The following is a 14,858-nucleotide window of genomic DNA, read 5'->3' as shown; positions in this document are numbered from 1 at the left end:
TCCTCTGTGTACAGCTGCCGATGGAGGAAAGGCCATGGCTCGTGCTGCTCTGTTCGACGTGGACGGAACGCTCGTGGACACCAATTACCTGCACGTGATCTCGTGGTGGGAGGCTTTTCGACAGGCAGGCCACACCGTCGCGATGACCGCGGTGCACCGGGCCATCGGACTTGGATCCGCCGATCTCGTCGAGCACCTTCTCGGGCCGGGGCGGGACCGCGAGCAGGATGAACGGATCAGCGCCGTGCACTCGGCTCTGTACGCCACCTACTTCGAACGCCTACCGCCCCTGGAGGGCGCGGCGGATCTTCTGCGCGCCCTCTCCGCACGGGGCTGGACCGTAGTGCTGGCCACGTCCGCATCCGGTGGTGAGCTCAAGGCCATGAGGCGGGCCCTCGACGCCGACGACGCCATCGCCGACACGGCGAGTGCCGACGACGTCGACGAGGGGAAACCCGATCCGGAACCGATCCGGCACGCGATGGAACTCGCCGGCGCACGCAGCGACGAGACGGTCTACGTCGGTGACTCCGTGTGGGACATGAAAGCGGCGACCCGGGCGTCGGTGGCTGCTGTGGGCCTCCTGTCGGGCGGAGTGCCCAGGGTCGAGCTCGAGGACGCGGGGGCGGTGGAGATCTACCGCAATCCCGCAGATCTTCTCTCCCGCCTGGAATCCAGCGTCATCGCCCGCATCGGCGCAGCCGGCTGAGCCGGATCCGCCGAGAGCGGGGGATCAGCCGCGAGCGCCGTCGTGCCGAGGTGCGGGACAGCCGGGACGGGGGCATCGTGGGGTGCGGGGCAGGCCACCCCGCGCGCGGTCCCGCGCCCATCGGGCAGTGAGGATTGCGGGCCCCGCGGGTCGAACTGCCCGCCCTGCCGTTGTGCGGTCCGGGCGAAGGAGCGTCGGATGTCGACCCTCGAAAGGATCTCGCCGGAATGCGGCGCGCCCTGTTGGGTGAATCTGGCGGCAGGCGATCTGCGTGCGGCTCAGTCCTTCTACGGGGCTGTCATGCACTGGGAGTTTCACGGCAGCAGTCTCGGCAGCGACTTCTCGGTCGCACTCGCGGACGGCAGACCGGTCGCGGGAATCGGGCGTTGCCCGGGCGGTGACGGGCCCTCTGCCGTCTGGATTCCTTACTTCGCAGTGAGTAGCGCGGACGGGACGGCGGACAGGGTCAGGGAACGCGGAGCCACGCTCGCGGTGGGCCCGATCCCGTTGGGCGACGGGCGCGCCGGCGTCGCTGCCGACCGGGAAGGGGCCACGTTCGGCTTCTGGGAGGGGTCGACTCCGGTCTGGTCAGCGGGGGAGGGGGCGCCGGCTCGGCTGGACCTGCAGACGCGCCACGCCTTCGAGGCGGCCATCTTCTATGCCGAGGTCTTCGACTGGGCCGCCGGGCCGTCCGGCAGCTGCACGGTCGACTACGCACAGGACCACGTGCTCATCCAGGTCGGGGGGCGCACCGTGGCCACTCTGCGGGGCGGAGCCACCGATGCCGCTCCGGACCCGAGAGCCCGGACACGGTGGATCGTCGACTTCTTCGTGCCGGACAGCGAGCAGACGGCGGCCGCCGCCGTCGACCACGGCGGTGAAGCGACATCCGTACCCTCGCCCGGTGGCTCCTCGGAGAGGGCGTTCGTGATTTCCGACGCCGAAGGTGCTCTCTTCTCCGTCTCCGACCGATGACACGGAGGCTCGGTCCGGTGTGGTCCACCCGGGGATCGTCTGTTTCCGCAGACGGACCGGGTATCTGATCGCTGCGCCATTGATCTGAACGTGCGTTTGGGTGGCACACGATCGGAAACTCGTCTTCTATGGTGCAAATCGGATACACGATGATGACCGAACAGGCGGGACCCCGAGCGCTCGTCAACGACGTGGTGGCAGCGGAACAGGCCGGTTTCGACTTCTCAGTGACCTCGGACCACTACTTCCCCTGGCTGGAATCACAGGGCCACGCTCCCTACGCGTGGAGCGTGCTCGGCGCGGCTGCGCAGGCCACGTCGAGCATCCGGCTGATGACGTACGTCACCTGCCCGACCACTCGCTACCATCCCGCGGTGGTGGCGCAGAAGGCGACGACGATGCAGTTGCTCTCCGAGGGGAGGTTCCGGCTCGGACTGGGTTCGGGCGAGAACCTCAACGAGCACGTGGTCGGCGCGGGGTGGCCGGCCCCGCACGTGCGGCTGGAGATGCTCGAGGAAGCCGTGCAGATCATCGGGGAGCTATTCGACGGAGGGTACGTGAACCATCACGGCACGCACTTCGACGTGGACAACGCCAGGCTGTGGGACCTGCCCGAGATGCGCGTCCCCATCGGTATCGCGGTGTCGGGTGAGCGGTCGTGCGCGATCGCCGGGCGCCATGCGGACCTCGTCATCGCCACGGAGCCCAAGCCGGAACTGCTGGCCGGCTTCGACCGGCACGGCGGTGCCGGAAGGGCGCGGGTTGGTCAGGTTCCGGTCTGCTACGACCCCGACCGGGACGCGGCGGTCGAGCGGGCGCACGATCAGTTCCGCTGGTCGGTCGGCGGGTGGAAGGTGAACTCCGAACTACCGGGCCCGGCCGCCTTCGACCAGGCCACCCAGTACGTCAGGCCGGAGGATGTCGCGCAGTCCGTCCCGTGCGGCGACGACGTCCGGGAGTTCGTCGAAGCGGTGCGCGCTTATACCGAGGCAGGGTTCACCGAAGTCGCGCTTGTCCAGATCGGCGGATCCCATCAGGAGTCCTTCATCCGCTGGGCGCAGGACAAGCTCCTGCCCGCCCTGCGCGCGCTCTGAGAGGTCCTGCGGCCCGGTCGCCGAACTCTCGGAGCCGGGATCGCCTCGCACGTGCCCGACGCGCAGGAAGGCAGGCCGGTCCGCCCGCAGGAAGGGAACCGTCCTGCGGGCGGCGGGGGCCGCACGGGAGCGCCCTGCCCGGCTCAGCGGCTGACGGCCTTGAGGAGCTCTTCCTTGTTCATCGTCGAGCGGCCCTCGATGTTCTTCTTCTTGGCCTCTTGGTACAGCTGGTCCTTGGTGCGGCCCTGCGCACCCTTGTGCGAGCGCTCACCGCCACGCTGCGAAGCCGACTTCGGGTCGCGTGTCGACGTCCTGCTCGCCGTCTTCGCCTCTCCCGAGCGGGCACGCTCCTTGTTGACGGTGCGGGCGGCGATCTCCTTCGCACGCTTCTCGGACGTGCCGCGCTTCTCGGCACTCTCCTTGACGTGCTCGTACTGGCGCTCACGCTTGGGGCTGGATCCTGCCGGCATGGTGCTTCTCCTCCTCGTATTCTTCGAGGGCTGGGCCCGTACGTGTACGGGTCCGATCTCACGGGGACGCGGTGCTGCCCCACTTTCCCCGTTACCGCTGGTGCACGTCGGAAACATGGCACCCACGAGAGGCTTGCGCCTGCCGGGCCGCGCCGCTCGGGTGACGCTCCGGGTGCCGAGCCGCCGTGCTCGGCGACCGGAACGTGCGGATGGGCGTCCCGCTCGTCACCCGAGGGCCGTCCCCCGATTCCCCTCCGGCCGTTCGTAGGCTGCCTCGGCGGTCTGGACCGTGCGGATCCGGGCGATGTCGAACTTCGGCTTCCGGTCGAAGTCGTAGAGGCCGTTCTCCTCCTGGAAGCGCAGGATCGACGCGGGCGCGATGGCGCCGCACTCGCGACTCACCGCAGGGTTCGAGCTGGTGGTTACGGAAAGCACGCGCCCGGCACTCTGACTGGCCGAAGCACGGCGCCGCAACGCCTCGAAGTCACCGGGAGGGCACCGCCGTCACGGTGGTGCCGCCGCGTCAGCCCAGTGCGCGGTCGAGGTTGAAGGCGGCGCTGATCAGCGAGAGGTGAGTGAAGGCCTGGGGGAAGTTGCCCAGCTGCTCTCCGGTCGGGCCGATCTCCTCTGCGAACAGACCGAGGTGGTTGGCGTACGTGAGCATCTTCTCGAAGGCGAGCCGGGCCTCCTCCAGCCGGCCTGCGCGGGCCAGCGCCTCCACGTACCAGAAGGAGCAGATCGAGAAGGTGCCCTCAGGGCCTTGCAGACCGTCCGGGCTGGCGATCGGGTCGTAGCGGTACACCAGCGAATCCGAGACCAGGTCCGTGGTGAGGGCGTCCAGGGTGGAGAGCCACTTGGGGTCGGTGGGCGAGACGAACTTGGCCATCGGCATCATCAGCAGCGAGGCGTCCAGCACGTGGTCGTCCAGCCCCTGGACGAACGCCCCTCGCTCGGCCGACCAGCCGCGCCGCATGATCTGCCGGTAGATCGCGTCCCGGGACTCCCGCCAGCGGGGCAGGTCCGCCGGCAGACCGCGGCGGTTCGCCATGCGTATCGCGCGTTCCAGCGCCACCCAGCACATCAGCCGCGAGTACACGAAGTTCCGCCGGCCCGCCCTGGTCTCCCACACCCCCTCATCGGGCTGGTCCCAGTGCTCGCACAACCAGTCCACCACAGCACCGACCTCGTCCCAGCGGTCGCTGCTGATCGGCTGCCCCCACTTGTCGTAAAGGTAGATCGAGTCGATCAGCGCACCGTAGATGTCCAGCTGGAGCTGGCCGGTGGCGGCGTTGCCCACGCGGACCGGTGCAGAACCGAGGTAGCCCGCGAGGTGCGGAAGCTCGTACTCGGGCAGCTCGGTGCGCCCGTCGATGCCGTACATGATCTGCAGCGGACCGCTCTCGCCCCTGCCCCGCAGGATGCCCCGCTCCGAGATGAACCCCATGAACGCCTCGGCCTCCGAGGTGAACCCCAGGCGCAGCATCGCGTAGACGCAGAAGGCGGCGTCGCGGACCCAGACATAGCGGTAGTCCCAGTTGCGCTGGCCACCGATCTGCTCGGGCAGGCTGGTGGTCGGTGCGGCGACGATCGCACCGGTCGGCGCGTAGGTGAGGAGCTTCAGCACCAGCGCGGAGCGGTTCACCGTCTCCCGCCACCGCCCGTGGTAGCGCGAAGCACCCAGCCAGCGGCGCCAGAACCGAACGGTCGCCTCGGCCTGCTCCTGCGCCTCGGCGCGCGGGCACGACCGGGCCGGGACGTCGTCGTCGATCTGGTCGAGGGCGAACACGTTGGACTCACCCTCGAGGAGTTTGAAGTGCGACCACACGTCCAGGCCGTCGCTCTCCAGGGGTGTGGTGGCGGTCAGCGCGAGTGTCAGTGACGGGGAACGGAACACCGTCGTGCGGCCTTCGAGGTGTGTGGTGTGCGCTTCGGTGCCGTAGCCGAAACGGGGGGCGATCCGCGCCCTGAACGGGAGGGTTCCGCGGACGCAGATCACCCGCCGGATCAGCCGGTGCCGGGCCACCTCGCGCGCCTCCTCGGCCACGGGCATGAAGTCCTGGATCTCCGCCACCCCGTCCGCGGCGAAGAACCGTGTGATCAGCACGTTCGTGTCGGGGAAGTAGAACTGCCTGGTGCGGGTCGGGACCTCGGCGGCCAACTCGAACGACCCGCCCCGCTCGGCGTCGAGGATGGACCCGAACACGCTGGGCGCATCGAAGCGCGGGCAGCAGTACCAGTCGATGGTGCCGTTCGTGCCGACCAAGGCGGTCGTACGGAGATCGCCGATCAGGCCGTGGTCGGAGATCGGTAGGTAACCGCGGCCGCCCGTCTGCTCGGAACCAGTCGTGTCGAACGCCATACCGGCCTCCCTGCCGCTGTGGCCCGGGCCTGGGGGACGAAACCTCACTATTCATGCTAGACCGCTACTCGATGCGGGGTGCGACGGAGCCGTGCGGACAGGGCTCGGCGGACGGCTCGGGCGGCCGCGCCTGATCGGCGGCAGGAGATCGCCACAGCGGGCCCGCCTCGCGCGCGAGGCGGGCCCGCTGTGGCGATGACCCGGATGCGTACCGAGAAGCGGAAGGCACCCCGACCCGGACGGCGCATCGGCACCCTGTTCTTCAACCCCGGCGGCCCCGGGACGGTTCAGATGCCGCAGAACCACGAGTTCTTCCCCGTGAGGTGCGGGAGCGGTTCGACATCGTCAGCGGGGATCCCCGCGGAATCGGCAGCAGCACCGCGGTGAACTGCTTCGCGAGCCCCCAGAAAGCCGCCGACTGGAACGCGAGCAAGGTGGCGGGCTTCCCGGTGGGAGAGAAGGAGCGGACGGAGTTCATCGCCGCTTACCAGGGTCTGGTCCGGGGCGCTGTCAGCAGAAGGGCCCCGAGCTCCTGAGCCATGTGCCGACCGCCGACACCGCTCGCGACCTGGACCAGCCGGCGCGTCAGGGACGGCTGGTCAGGTAGCCGCCCATGGAGGTGAAGTACTCCGTCGCGGGCAGCTCCCGGCCGTCCTCGGTCCGTACGCGTGTGACGGCCAGACCGTGGTTGCGGCCCGTGCGGGCGTCGGCTCCGGCGACGATCACCACGCCGTCGCCCTCACGGTAGAAGATCCGTCCGGGAGTACCGCCGTAGCGGCCCTCCGACACCACTGCGGCGAGGACCTCGAGCCGCTTGCCCTTGTGGAAGGCGTAGGCGCTGGGGTACGGCTCGGACTGGGCGCGGACCAGGCGTTCGAGGTCCTCTGCCGGCCAGTTCCAGTCGATGCGGATGTCCTCGGCGGAGCGCTTGTGGAAGAAGGTCGCCAGGGAGCGGTCCTGCTTGGTGAACTCCGTCTGCCCGGACGCGATGAGCGCGAGTGCGCCGGTGGTGACCGGGGCGATGAGGTCGACCGTCTTGTGGAAGAGGTCGGTGGCCGTGTCCGTCGGCCCGACGGGAACCGCCTCCTGGCGGACGATGTCCCCGGCGTCCAGTTCGTCGTCCATCATGTGCGCGGTGACGCCCACTTCGGGCTCGCCGTTGATGAGCGCCCAGATCAGCGGGGAGAAGCCGGCGTACTTCGGCAGCAGCGAGTCGTGGACGTTCAGCGTGCCGTGCCGGGGGAGGCCGAAGATGCGCGGCGGGATCCAGGTGCGCCAGTTGTTGGCCACGATGATGTCCGGGTCGGCCTCCTTGAGGCGCTCGAACAGTTCCTCGTCGTCGGGGCGGTTGCGGATCAGGACCGGGACGCCGTGTTCCTCGGCGAGGTCCGCGACCGAGTCGCTCCAGATCTTCTCGTACGCGTGCTCGCTCTTGGGGTGTGTCACGACCAGCACCACGTCGTGCTCGGAGTCCAGGAGGGCTTGCAGGGTGCGGTGCCCCCAGGTCTGGTAACCGAACATGACAACCCGCATGGGGTTCCTCCTCAGGGTGGGTAATGGTCGTTGGTCAGTAAAGCAAGCCTTACCTTAGTATGCAACGCGATGGCCTGAAGCCGTAGTTGGCGGGAGCTCCTGCGATCGCGCCTCCGGCCTGCCCTATCGACAGCTCCACATGATTAGCTTAGGCTTACCTAAATTCCAGCGGGCCGCTTCGTCGGCGTGCTCACATCCCGCACCTTCCCCCACGCCTCACAGGCGGCTTCCCCGCACGATGGGAGTGACATGTCACAGGTTCTTCCTGGCGACGTAACACCGGTCCACGACCTCATTGGCATCGGCTTCGGTCCGTCCAATGTGGCCATGGCGATCGCGATCAGCGAGCACAACGCACGCACCGGCTCGCAGGAGGCGGTCAGCGCTCACTTCTTCGAGCAGCAGCCACGCTTCGGCTGGCACCGAGGCATGCTGATCGACGACGCGACCATGCAGGTGTCCTTCCTCAAGGACCTGGTGACGCTCCGGAACCCGACCAGTGAGTTCAGCTTCCTCTGCTATCTGAAGAGCAAGGGCCGGCTGGTCGACTTCATCAACCACAAGAACCTCTTCCCGCTGCGGGTCGAGTTCCATGACTACTTCGAGTGGGCCGCGGCCCAGGTCGAAGACATGGTCTCCTACGGCAACGAGGTCGTCGGGGTCACCCCCGTCGTCCGTGACGGAGTCGTGGAGTACATGGACGTGACGGTCCGGTCCGGGGAGGGTCTCGAGGTCCACCGAGCCCGCAACCTCGTCATCGGCACCGGGCTGCGTCCCCTCATGCCGGAGGGCGTCGAGCGCGGCGACCGCGTCTGGCACAACTCCGATCTACTGGCGAAGGTCGAGGGGCTGGAGGGCACATCGCCCTCCAGGTTCGTCGTCGTGGGCGCCGGGCAGAGCGCTGCCGAGAACGTCGCGTACCTGCACCGCGTCTTCCCCGAGGCCGAGATCTGCGCGGTCTTCTCGCGCTACGGCTACAGCCCCGCCGACGACAGCAGCTTCGCCAACCGGATCTTCGACCCCGAGGCGGTCGACCAGTACTTCACGGCGCCCGACGACATCAAGCGCAAGCTGATGGACTACCACGGCAACACCAACTACGCCGTGGTGGACATCGACCTCATCGACGACCTGTACCGCCAGGCGTACCAGGAGAAGGTCCTCGGCACCGAGCGGCTGCGCTTCATCAACGTGTCCCGGCTCACCGGCGTCGAGGAGACGCCGGAGAAGGTCCGGTCCACCGTGAAGTCCCTCGTCACGGGGGAGGAGAGCGAGCTGGACGCCGACATCGTGGTGTTCGCCACCGGCTACAGCCCCGTCGACCCCGTCGGCCTCCTCGGCGATGTCGCGGACCGCTGCCTCCGCGACGACGAGGGCCGTGTCCGCGTCGAGCGCGACTACCGCATAGCGACGGACTCCGACCTGCGTTGCGGCATCTACCTGCAGGGCGGCACGGAGCACACGCACGGCATCACGTCGTCCCTGCTCTCCAACACCGCGATCCGGGTCGGCGAGATCCTGGACTCGCTGCTCGACCGGGGCGTCAAGTCCGCTTCCGACGAGGCCAGGCCGGTCGCCGACGGAGCCGCGAGCACAGTCCGCTAGCCCGCAGTCGCGGGGGGTCGGGGCCGAGGCGCGGGGTGACAGACCGCCGCGCCTCCCCAGTGGATCAAAGGGATAACGTACGTCGACATGAGCACGACTGCAGTTGAGCGCCCCGCGACCGGGGGAGCAACGCAAGCCCGCCGGCGCCGGGTTGTGGGTTTGGCCACGCTTGTGGTGATCCTCCTGATCGTGGGGGTGATGTCGTTGGCCGTCGGGGCGCGAGCGCTGAGCCCTGGCGAGGTGTGGCACGGGCTGTTCGCCGCGCCGGACACCGACCGGCGGCTCACCGAGATCAGGCTCATCGTGGAGACCGTGCGGATACCCCGGACGGCGCTCGCCATCGTGGCGGGTGTCGCCCTCGGGGTCGGCGGGGCGTTGATCCAGGGGTACACGCGCAACCCCATCGCCGACACAGGCCTGCTGGGGGTGAACTCCGGAGCCTCGTTCGCCGTGGTGACGGTGATCGCCCTGTTCGGGCTCTCCAGTCCGTTCCAGTACGTCTGGTTCGCCTTCCTGGGGGCCGCGGTCGCCGGCGTCGTCGTCTTCGGGCTGTCGAGCATCGGCCGGGGGGCGGGCAACCCGCTGACGCTCGCACTGGCCGGGCAGGGGGTCACGGTGTTCCTCGCGGCGATGACCACGGCGGTCGCGCTGTCGGACAAGGAGTCGCTGAACGCGCTGCGGTTCTGGAACGCCGGCTCCGTGGACGGTGTCGGATTCGACGTCATCCGGCCGGTGACCGTGTTCATCGCGGTCGGGCTGGTGCTGGCCCTGACCCAGTTGCCCACCCTCAACCTGCTCAACCTGGGCGACGACGTGGCGCGGGGGCTCGGAGTGAACATCGCGTTGAGCCGGACCGTCGGCATCGTCGCGATCACCCTGCTGGCGGGCGCGGCGACGGCGGCGTGCGGACCCATCGCGTTCCTCGGACTCATGGTGGCCCACGTGGCCCGGTACCTGACCGGCCCGGACTATCGCTGGCTGGTGCCGTACGCGGGTCTGCTCGGAGCCGTCGTCCTGCTGGTCTGTGACATCGTGGGCCGCTTGGTGGTGCGGCCGGGTGAGCTGGACGCGGGAGTCGTCGTCGCCCTCCTCGGCGCCCCGTTCTTCGCGGCTCTGGTGTGGCGAGGAAAGTTCAGGAACGCATGAACGTGACAGATGTGAAGCCGTCGATGGCGCCGGGCGTACGCCTGGGCCATGTGTCGTTCGTCTGGCGGCCCTGGCTCCTGTGCGTCACCCTGCTGCTGATGACGGCGACCTTCCTGGTGTTCTGCCTGTCCGTCAGCATCGGGGACTTCCCCATCGGCCTGTCCCGGGTGATCGCCACGATCCTCGGCGGGGGCGAGCAGTTCGACGAGTTCATCATCATGGATCTGCGGATGCCGCGGGCCCTGGCCGGGCTCGTCGTGGGCATCGCGCTGGGAGTGTCCGGGGCGATCACCCAGTCCATCGCGCGCAATCCGCTGGCCAGCCCGGACATCCTGGGAATCACCGGGGGTGCCAGCGCGGTCGCGGTGTTCCTGGTGACGGTGTCGGGCGGGACCGCCGCGGCTGTCGTCAACTCCATCGGCCTGTCCGCCGCCGCGCTCGCAGGCGGCCTCGGTACGGGTCTGCTGGTGTACTTCCTGGCGTGGCGGCGCGGGATCGACGGCTTCCGGCTCATCCTCATCGGCATCTCGGTGAGCGCCGCGATGGAGGCGATCACGACCTGGCTGCTGGTCTCGGCCGACATCAGGGACGTGGCACGGGCCCAGACGTGGCTGGTCGGCTCGCTGGACAACCGGTCCTGGGGCGAGGTCGAAGTCGCGCTCTGGGGCACGCTCGTCCTCATGGCGGCCGTGGCATGCGTCGCGTTCCAGTTCAAGCCGATGCACCTCGGCGACGAGATCGCCGCGGGTCTCGGCGTCCGGTACTCGTGGGTGCGCGCGGTCCTCCTGCTGTGCGCGGTGCTGCTGGCCGCTGTGGCGGTGAGCGCGGCCGGCCCCGTTCCGTTCGTCGCGCTGGTGGCGCCGCAGGTGGCGATGCGTCTGGCGAGGTGCCCGACCCCGCCGATGGTCGCCTCCGGCATGGTCGGGGCGTTGCTGCTGATCGGTGCCGACCTCTTCGCACGTACGGCGCTGCCGATCACTCTCCCCGTCGGCGTGGTCACCGCCGCGATAGGCGGCCCCTTCCTCGTGTACCTGCTGGTGCGCGCGAACCTCAGATAGCGCACGCGAAGGCTTCGGCAATCCAGGCAAACTTGACTACAGGGGGACTTGTGGCCGCTCAGTACATCACCGAGATCGAGTCCGGCGTCGATGACGTCGCACGGCTGGCAGCCAGGGGCGTCACGGTCGGGTACGGCAGCCGGACCGTCATCGACGGGCTCGACGTGACGATTCCGACAGGGGTGATCACCACGATCATCGGCCCCAACGGCTGCGGGAAGTCGACCCTGTTGCGCACCCTGACCCGGCTGCTCAAACCGGCCGGCGGGACCGTCGTGCTGGATGGCGAGGACATCGCCGGACTCAGGTCCAGGGACGTGGCGAAGAAGCTCGGTCTGCTGCCGCAGGCGCCGGTCGCGCCCGAGGGGCTGACCGTGGCCGATCTGGTCGCCAGGGGGCGTCATCCGCACCAGAGTTGGCTGCGGCAGTGGTCGTCGGACGACGCCGATGTCGTGGAGCGGGCGCTGGCCATGACCGGGGTGTCCGAACTGGCGGACCGTCCCGTCGACTCGCTGTCCGGCGGGCAGCGTCAGCGCGTGTGGATATCGATGACGCTGGCCCAGGGCACCGACCTGCTGCTGCTGGACGAGCCGACCACCTATCTGGACCTGGCGCATGCGATCGACGTGCTCGACCTGGTGGACGATCTGCACGAGTCGGGATGCACGGTGGTCATGGTGCTGCACGACCTCAATCTGGCGACGCGTTACAGCGACAACCTCATCGTGATGAAGGAGGGGTCGATCCTCGCCCAGGGGCACCCGCGTGACGTGATCACCGTCGAACTGCTGCACGAGGCGTTCGGGCTGCGCGCCAAGGTGATCGACGACCCGGTGGGGGACCGGCCGCTCATCGTTCCGGTGGGCCGGACGCACGTTCAGTTCAACTGAGGGCCGAGTAAGGGAAATAGCACCAGTTAGGCTAGGCTAACCTCACCAGCGCAGGATAAGGTTTGGCTGCCCTTAGACGGGGGCACGCGGACAGCGCGAAAGCAAGGGATTCCCGGATGCTCCTCCATAGAACGACGACGGTCACGAAGTCCTGGCGGCGGCTGGCTGCCGTTGTTTCCGCCGCGACACTCGGCGTCGGCCTCCTCGCCGGGTGTGGTTCCGACACGGCGGACAAGACGACCGACAAGGCTCCGGCTGCCGCCTCCGGCGCGTTCCCGGTCACCGTGGAGCACGCGTTCGGGTCCACGAAGATCGACAAGGCCCCCAAGCGGGTCGTCACCGTCGGCTACACGGACGATCAGACCGTCCTGGCGTTCGGCATCAAGCCGGTCGGCATGGTCGACCAGTACCCGAACCCGGCGGGCCAGTCCCCCGACATCAACACCCAGTGGCCCTGGGTGAAGGACAAGTGGGGCGACGCCCGCCCCGAGGTCATCATGAAGAACGGCGACGCGGGCCCCAACTTCGAGAAGATCGCCTCCCTCCGGCCGGACCTGATCCTCGCGGTCTACTCCGAGGTCGACCAGGCCGCCTACGACAAGCTGTCCAAGATCGCTCCCACGGTGGGCCGCACCAAGGGCGAGAAGGATCTCTTCAGCGCACCGTGGCAGGACAACGCGGTCCACATCGCCAAGGCGCTCGGCAAGGAGGCCGAGGGCACCGCGATGGTCAAGGACATCCAGGGCCAGCTCGACACGGCTCGTGAGGCGCACCCGCAGTTCGGCAAGGAGACCGCTGTCGCGGTGTCCTGGTACAAGGACTCGATCTCTGCCTTCACCACCACCGACGTGCGCGGCCGCCTGCTGACGGGCATCGGCTACAAGGGTGCGACGGAGATCGACAAGATCGCCGGCGGAGAGTTCTCCACCGCGCTCTCCCCGGAGCGCGTCGACCTGATCGACGTCGACCGCATCGTCGTCATCAACGACAAGGCGGACACGGAAGCGCTGAAGAAGTTCGAGCTGTTCAACAACCTGTCCGCGGTCAAGGCCGGCAAGGTCTCGTACCTGCTGGACAGTGAGGGTCCGGCGGTCGGAGCGGCGCTGTCGCAGGGCACCCTGCTGTCCATGCCGTACGGGGTCGACGAGCTCGTCAAGTCGGTCGAGTAGAGATGGTGGTCAACCTGTCCAGCCCCCGGCCCGAATCGGTCCGCGCGTGAGTGTCACCGATACACGCGTCGCACCGGCGACCCTGCGCACGGCGACCGGACGCGAGGGCACCCGATGGGTAGCGGCGCACTGCCGCGAGTTGCCATGGCTGACTGCCGCCACCGTGTTCACCACGGTGGCGGGGGCGGCGCTCCAGGTGCTCCCGGTGCTGCTGCTCGGCCAAGTGGTCGACGGGGTGGTCGCAGGTGAGTCCCGCTCGGTCCTGGTCACGATCGGGGCGTTGATGGTGGCCGCCGCGGTGTTCGGCGCGGCGGCCACCGCGGCGTCGACGTACCTGATCGGGCGGCTGGGCGCGGATCTGCTCGCGCGGCTGCGGGAAGGTGCCGTCCGGGCCGTGCTCGGGATGCCGAGCGCGCGCATCGAACAGGTCGGCCGGGGAGATGTGCTCTCCCGGGTCGGTGACGATGTGGCCGTGCTGTCCAGGGGCATCCGGACGGCCATCCCCACGGTGTTCTCGGCCGGAGTACTGGTCGCCATCGCCACGGTCGGCATGTTCGGACTGGACTGGCGGCTCGGCCTCGCGGGCGCCGGCGCACTGCCCGCGTACGCGCTGGCCCTGCGCTGGTACCTCCCTCGCTCCGCCCCGCTGTACCGCAAGCAACGGGCCGCCCAGGCGGACCGTGCGCAGGCGTTGATCAGCGGTCTGAACGGGATCGACACCGTCCGGGCGTACCGCCTCGAGGGCGCCTTCCGCGAGAAGGTCACCAGTGAGTCCTGGCGGGTGCGCGATCTCGGTATCGAGGTGTTCCGGTTCTTCGGCCGGTTCGTCGGCCGGGAGAACCGCGCCGAGTTCATCGGTCTGGTCCTCATCCTCGTGGTCGGGTACGCCCTGCTGGAGGCCGATATGGCCAGCCTGGGAGAGGTGTCGGCGGCTCCGCTGATGTTCCACCGGCTGTTCACGCCGCTGGGCGCCATCATGTTCACCTTCGACGAGGCGCAGAAGTCGGGCGCCAGCCTGACCCGTCTGGTCGGGGTGCTGGGGGAGGCCGCGGAGGAACGGCTGGTGGGTGACGCCACCGTCGCACCGGCGGAGGTCGCGCCGTATCCGGTGGCCGTGGAGGGGCTGACGTTCACCTATCCCGATACCGAGGATCCCGTCCTACGGGACGTCAGTCTGACGATCCCGGCCGGTGGTTCGCTCGCCCTGGTGGGGGCGACCGGTGCGGGCAAGTCGACCCTGGCCGCGCTGATCGCGGGCATCGGGACCCCGCAGGCCGGATCGGTGCGCATCGGGTCGAACGACCTGGCCGGTACGGACGAGGCGGGGGCACGTGCCCTGGTGAGCATTCTGACGCAGGAGACGCACGTGTTCTCCGGTTCGCTCGCCGACGATCTGCGGCTGGCCGCGCCGGAGGCGACCGATGCGGAACTGAGGGGCGCATTGCGCACGGTCGGCGCCGTCGGATGGGTCGACGCGTTGCCCGAGGGCCTGCACAGCATGGTCGGCGAGGGCGGCGAGCGCCTGGACGTGACCAAGGTCGCCCAGGTGGCCCTGGCCCGGCTGGTGTTGGGCCGGGCCCCCGTGGTGGTGCTCGACGAGTCGACCGCGGAGGCGGGCAGCGAGGGCGCGGCGGAGCTGGAGCGGGCCGTGCTGGCCGCGTGCTCGGGCCGGACGACGCTGTTCGTGGCGCACCGGCTGACCCAGGCGATGGCGGCGGACCGGATAGCTGTCCTGGACGCCGGGCGCGTGGTGGAGCAGGGAACGCACGAGGAGTTGGTGGCTCTCGGCGGCCGCTATGCCCGCCTGTGGCAGGCATGGCGCGACGGTAGTTAGGCAAGCCTGACTTAGG

General features: G+C 69.0%; 13 protein-coding genes. 9 read left to right on the top strand and 4 right to left on the bottom strand.

What is annotated here, in order from left to right; translation table 11 throughout:
- Window positions 1–34: 34 nt before the first annotated feature.
- The 3 genes from ABZS61_RS20495 to ABZS61_RS20485 all read left to right on the top strand — a co-directional run bounded on the left by ABZS61_RS20495 (window position 35) and on the right by ABZS61_RS20485 (window position 2,778).
- Window positions 35–709: an HAD family hydrolase gene (locus ABZS61_RS20495; RefSeq protein WP_356422886.1), complete on the top strand. Its 675-nt coding sequence runs from the start codon at window positions 35–37 to the stop codon at window positions 707–709.
- 198 nt (window positions 710–907) lie between these two features.
- The gene (locus ABZS61_RS20490) at window positions 908–1,684 is read left to right on the top strand and encodes a VOC family protein (protein WP_356422883.1); all 777 of its coding nucleotides are present in this window, start codon (window positions 908–910) and stop codon (window positions 1,682–1,684) included.
- 128 nt (window positions 1,685–1,812) lie between these two features.
- Window positions 1,813–2,778, top strand: coding sequence for an LLM class F420-dependent oxidoreductase (locus ABZS61_RS20485; protein WP_356422880.1), 966 nt, complete (start codon window positions 1,813–1,815; stop codon window positions 2,776–2,778).
- A 143-nt stretch (window positions 2,779–2,921) separates the two neighbouring features.
- On the opposite strand, the gene ABZS61_RS20480 is transcribed toward ABZS61_RS20485, so the two are convergent.
- The 4 genes from ABZS61_RS20480 to ABZS61_RS20465 all read right to left on the bottom strand — a co-directional run bounded on the left by ABZS61_RS20480 (window position 2,922) and on the right by ABZS61_RS20465 (window position 7,140).
- A complete protein-coding gene (locus ABZS61_RS20480; RefSeq protein WP_356422877.1) occupies window positions 2,922–3,248 on the bottom strand; it encodes a plasmid stabilization protein in 327 nt (108 codons plus the stop codon).
- 225 nt (window positions 3,249–3,473) lie between these two features.
- Complete coding sequence (locus tag ABZS61_RS20475; RefSeq protein WP_356422874.1) at window positions 3,474–3,683, bottom strand: hypothetical protein; 210 nt, start codon at window positions 3,681–3,683, stop codon at window positions 3,474–3,476.
- A gap of 88 nt (window positions 3,684–3,771) precedes the next feature.
- Window positions 3,772–5,607, bottom strand: a complete 1,836-nt coding sequence (locus ABZS61_RS20470; protein ID WP_356422871.1) for a glycoside hydrolase family 15 protein — start codon at window positions 5,605–5,607, stop codon at window positions 3,772–3,774.
- Window positions 5,608–6,192: 585 nt separating this feature from the next.
- Window positions 6,193–7,140, bottom strand: a complete 948-nt coding sequence (locus tag ABZS61_RS20465) for a methionyl-tRNA formyltransferase (protein WP_356422868.1) — start codon at window positions 7,138–7,140, stop codon at window positions 6,193–6,195.
- A 249-nt stretch (window positions 7,141–7,389) separates the two neighbouring features.
- Here ABZS61_RS20465 and ABZS61_RS20460 point away from each other — a divergent pair, with 249 nt between their 5' ends.
- The 6 genes from ABZS61_RS20460 to ABZS61_RS20435 all read left to right on the top strand — a co-directional run bounded on the left by ABZS61_RS20460 (window position 7,390) and on the right by ABZS61_RS20435 (window position 14,842).
- A complete protein-coding gene (locus tag ABZS61_RS20460; RefSeq protein ID WP_356422865.1) occupies window positions 7,390–8,745 on the top strand; it encodes a lysine N(6)-hydroxylase/L-ornithine N(5)-oxygenase family protein in 1,356 nt (451 codons plus the stop codon).
- Window positions 8,746–8,832: 87 nt separating this feature from the next.
- Window positions 8,833–9,891 carry an iron ABC transporter permease gene (locus ABZS61_RS20455; protein ID WP_356422862.1) on the top strand — a complete coding sequence of 353 codons (1,059 nt, stop codon included), beginning with the start codon at window positions 8,833–8,835 and terminating at the stop codon, window positions 9,889–9,891.
- Complete coding sequence (locus tag ABZS61_RS20450) at window positions 9,888–10,949, top strand: iron chelate uptake ABC transporter family permease subunit (RefSeq protein WP_356422859.1); 1,062 nt, start codon at window positions 9,888–9,890, stop codon at window positions 10,947–10,949. Before ABZS61_RS20455 ends, ABZS61_RS20450 begins: the two co-directional genes overlap by 4 nt.
- A 50-nt stretch (window positions 10,950–10,999) precedes the next feature.
- Window positions 11,000–11,839 (top strand): ABC transporter ATP-binding protein, encoded by an 840-nt coding sequence (locus ABZS61_RS20445; protein ID WP_356422856.1) that lies wholly within the window; start codon window positions 11,000–11,002, stop codon window positions 11,837–11,839.
- A gap of 116 nt (window positions 11,840–11,955) precedes the next feature.
- Window positions 11,956–13,008, top strand: a complete 1,053-nt coding sequence (locus tag ABZS61_RS20440; RefSeq protein WP_356422853.1) for an iron-siderophore ABC transporter substrate-binding protein — start codon at window positions 11,956–11,958, stop codon at window positions 13,006–13,008.
- 46 nt (window positions 13,009–13,054) lie between these two features.
- The gene (locus tag ABZS61_RS20435; protein ID WP_356422850.1) at window positions 13,055–14,842 is read left to right on the top strand and encodes an ABC transporter ATP-binding protein; all 1,788 of its coding nucleotides are present in this window, start codon (window positions 13,055–13,057) and stop codon (window positions 14,840–14,842) included.
- Window positions 14,843–14,858 lie beyond the last annotated feature (16 nt).

The sequence above is a fragment of the Streptomyces sp. NPDC005566 genome, from assembly GCF_040605575.1.
GTDB lineage: Bacteria > Actinomycetota > Actinomycetes > Streptomycetales > Streptomycetaceae > Streptomyces.
The sequence above is the reverse complement of the archived record's forward strand: the minus strand, read 5'-3'. Positions and strand labels throughout refer to the sequence as shown.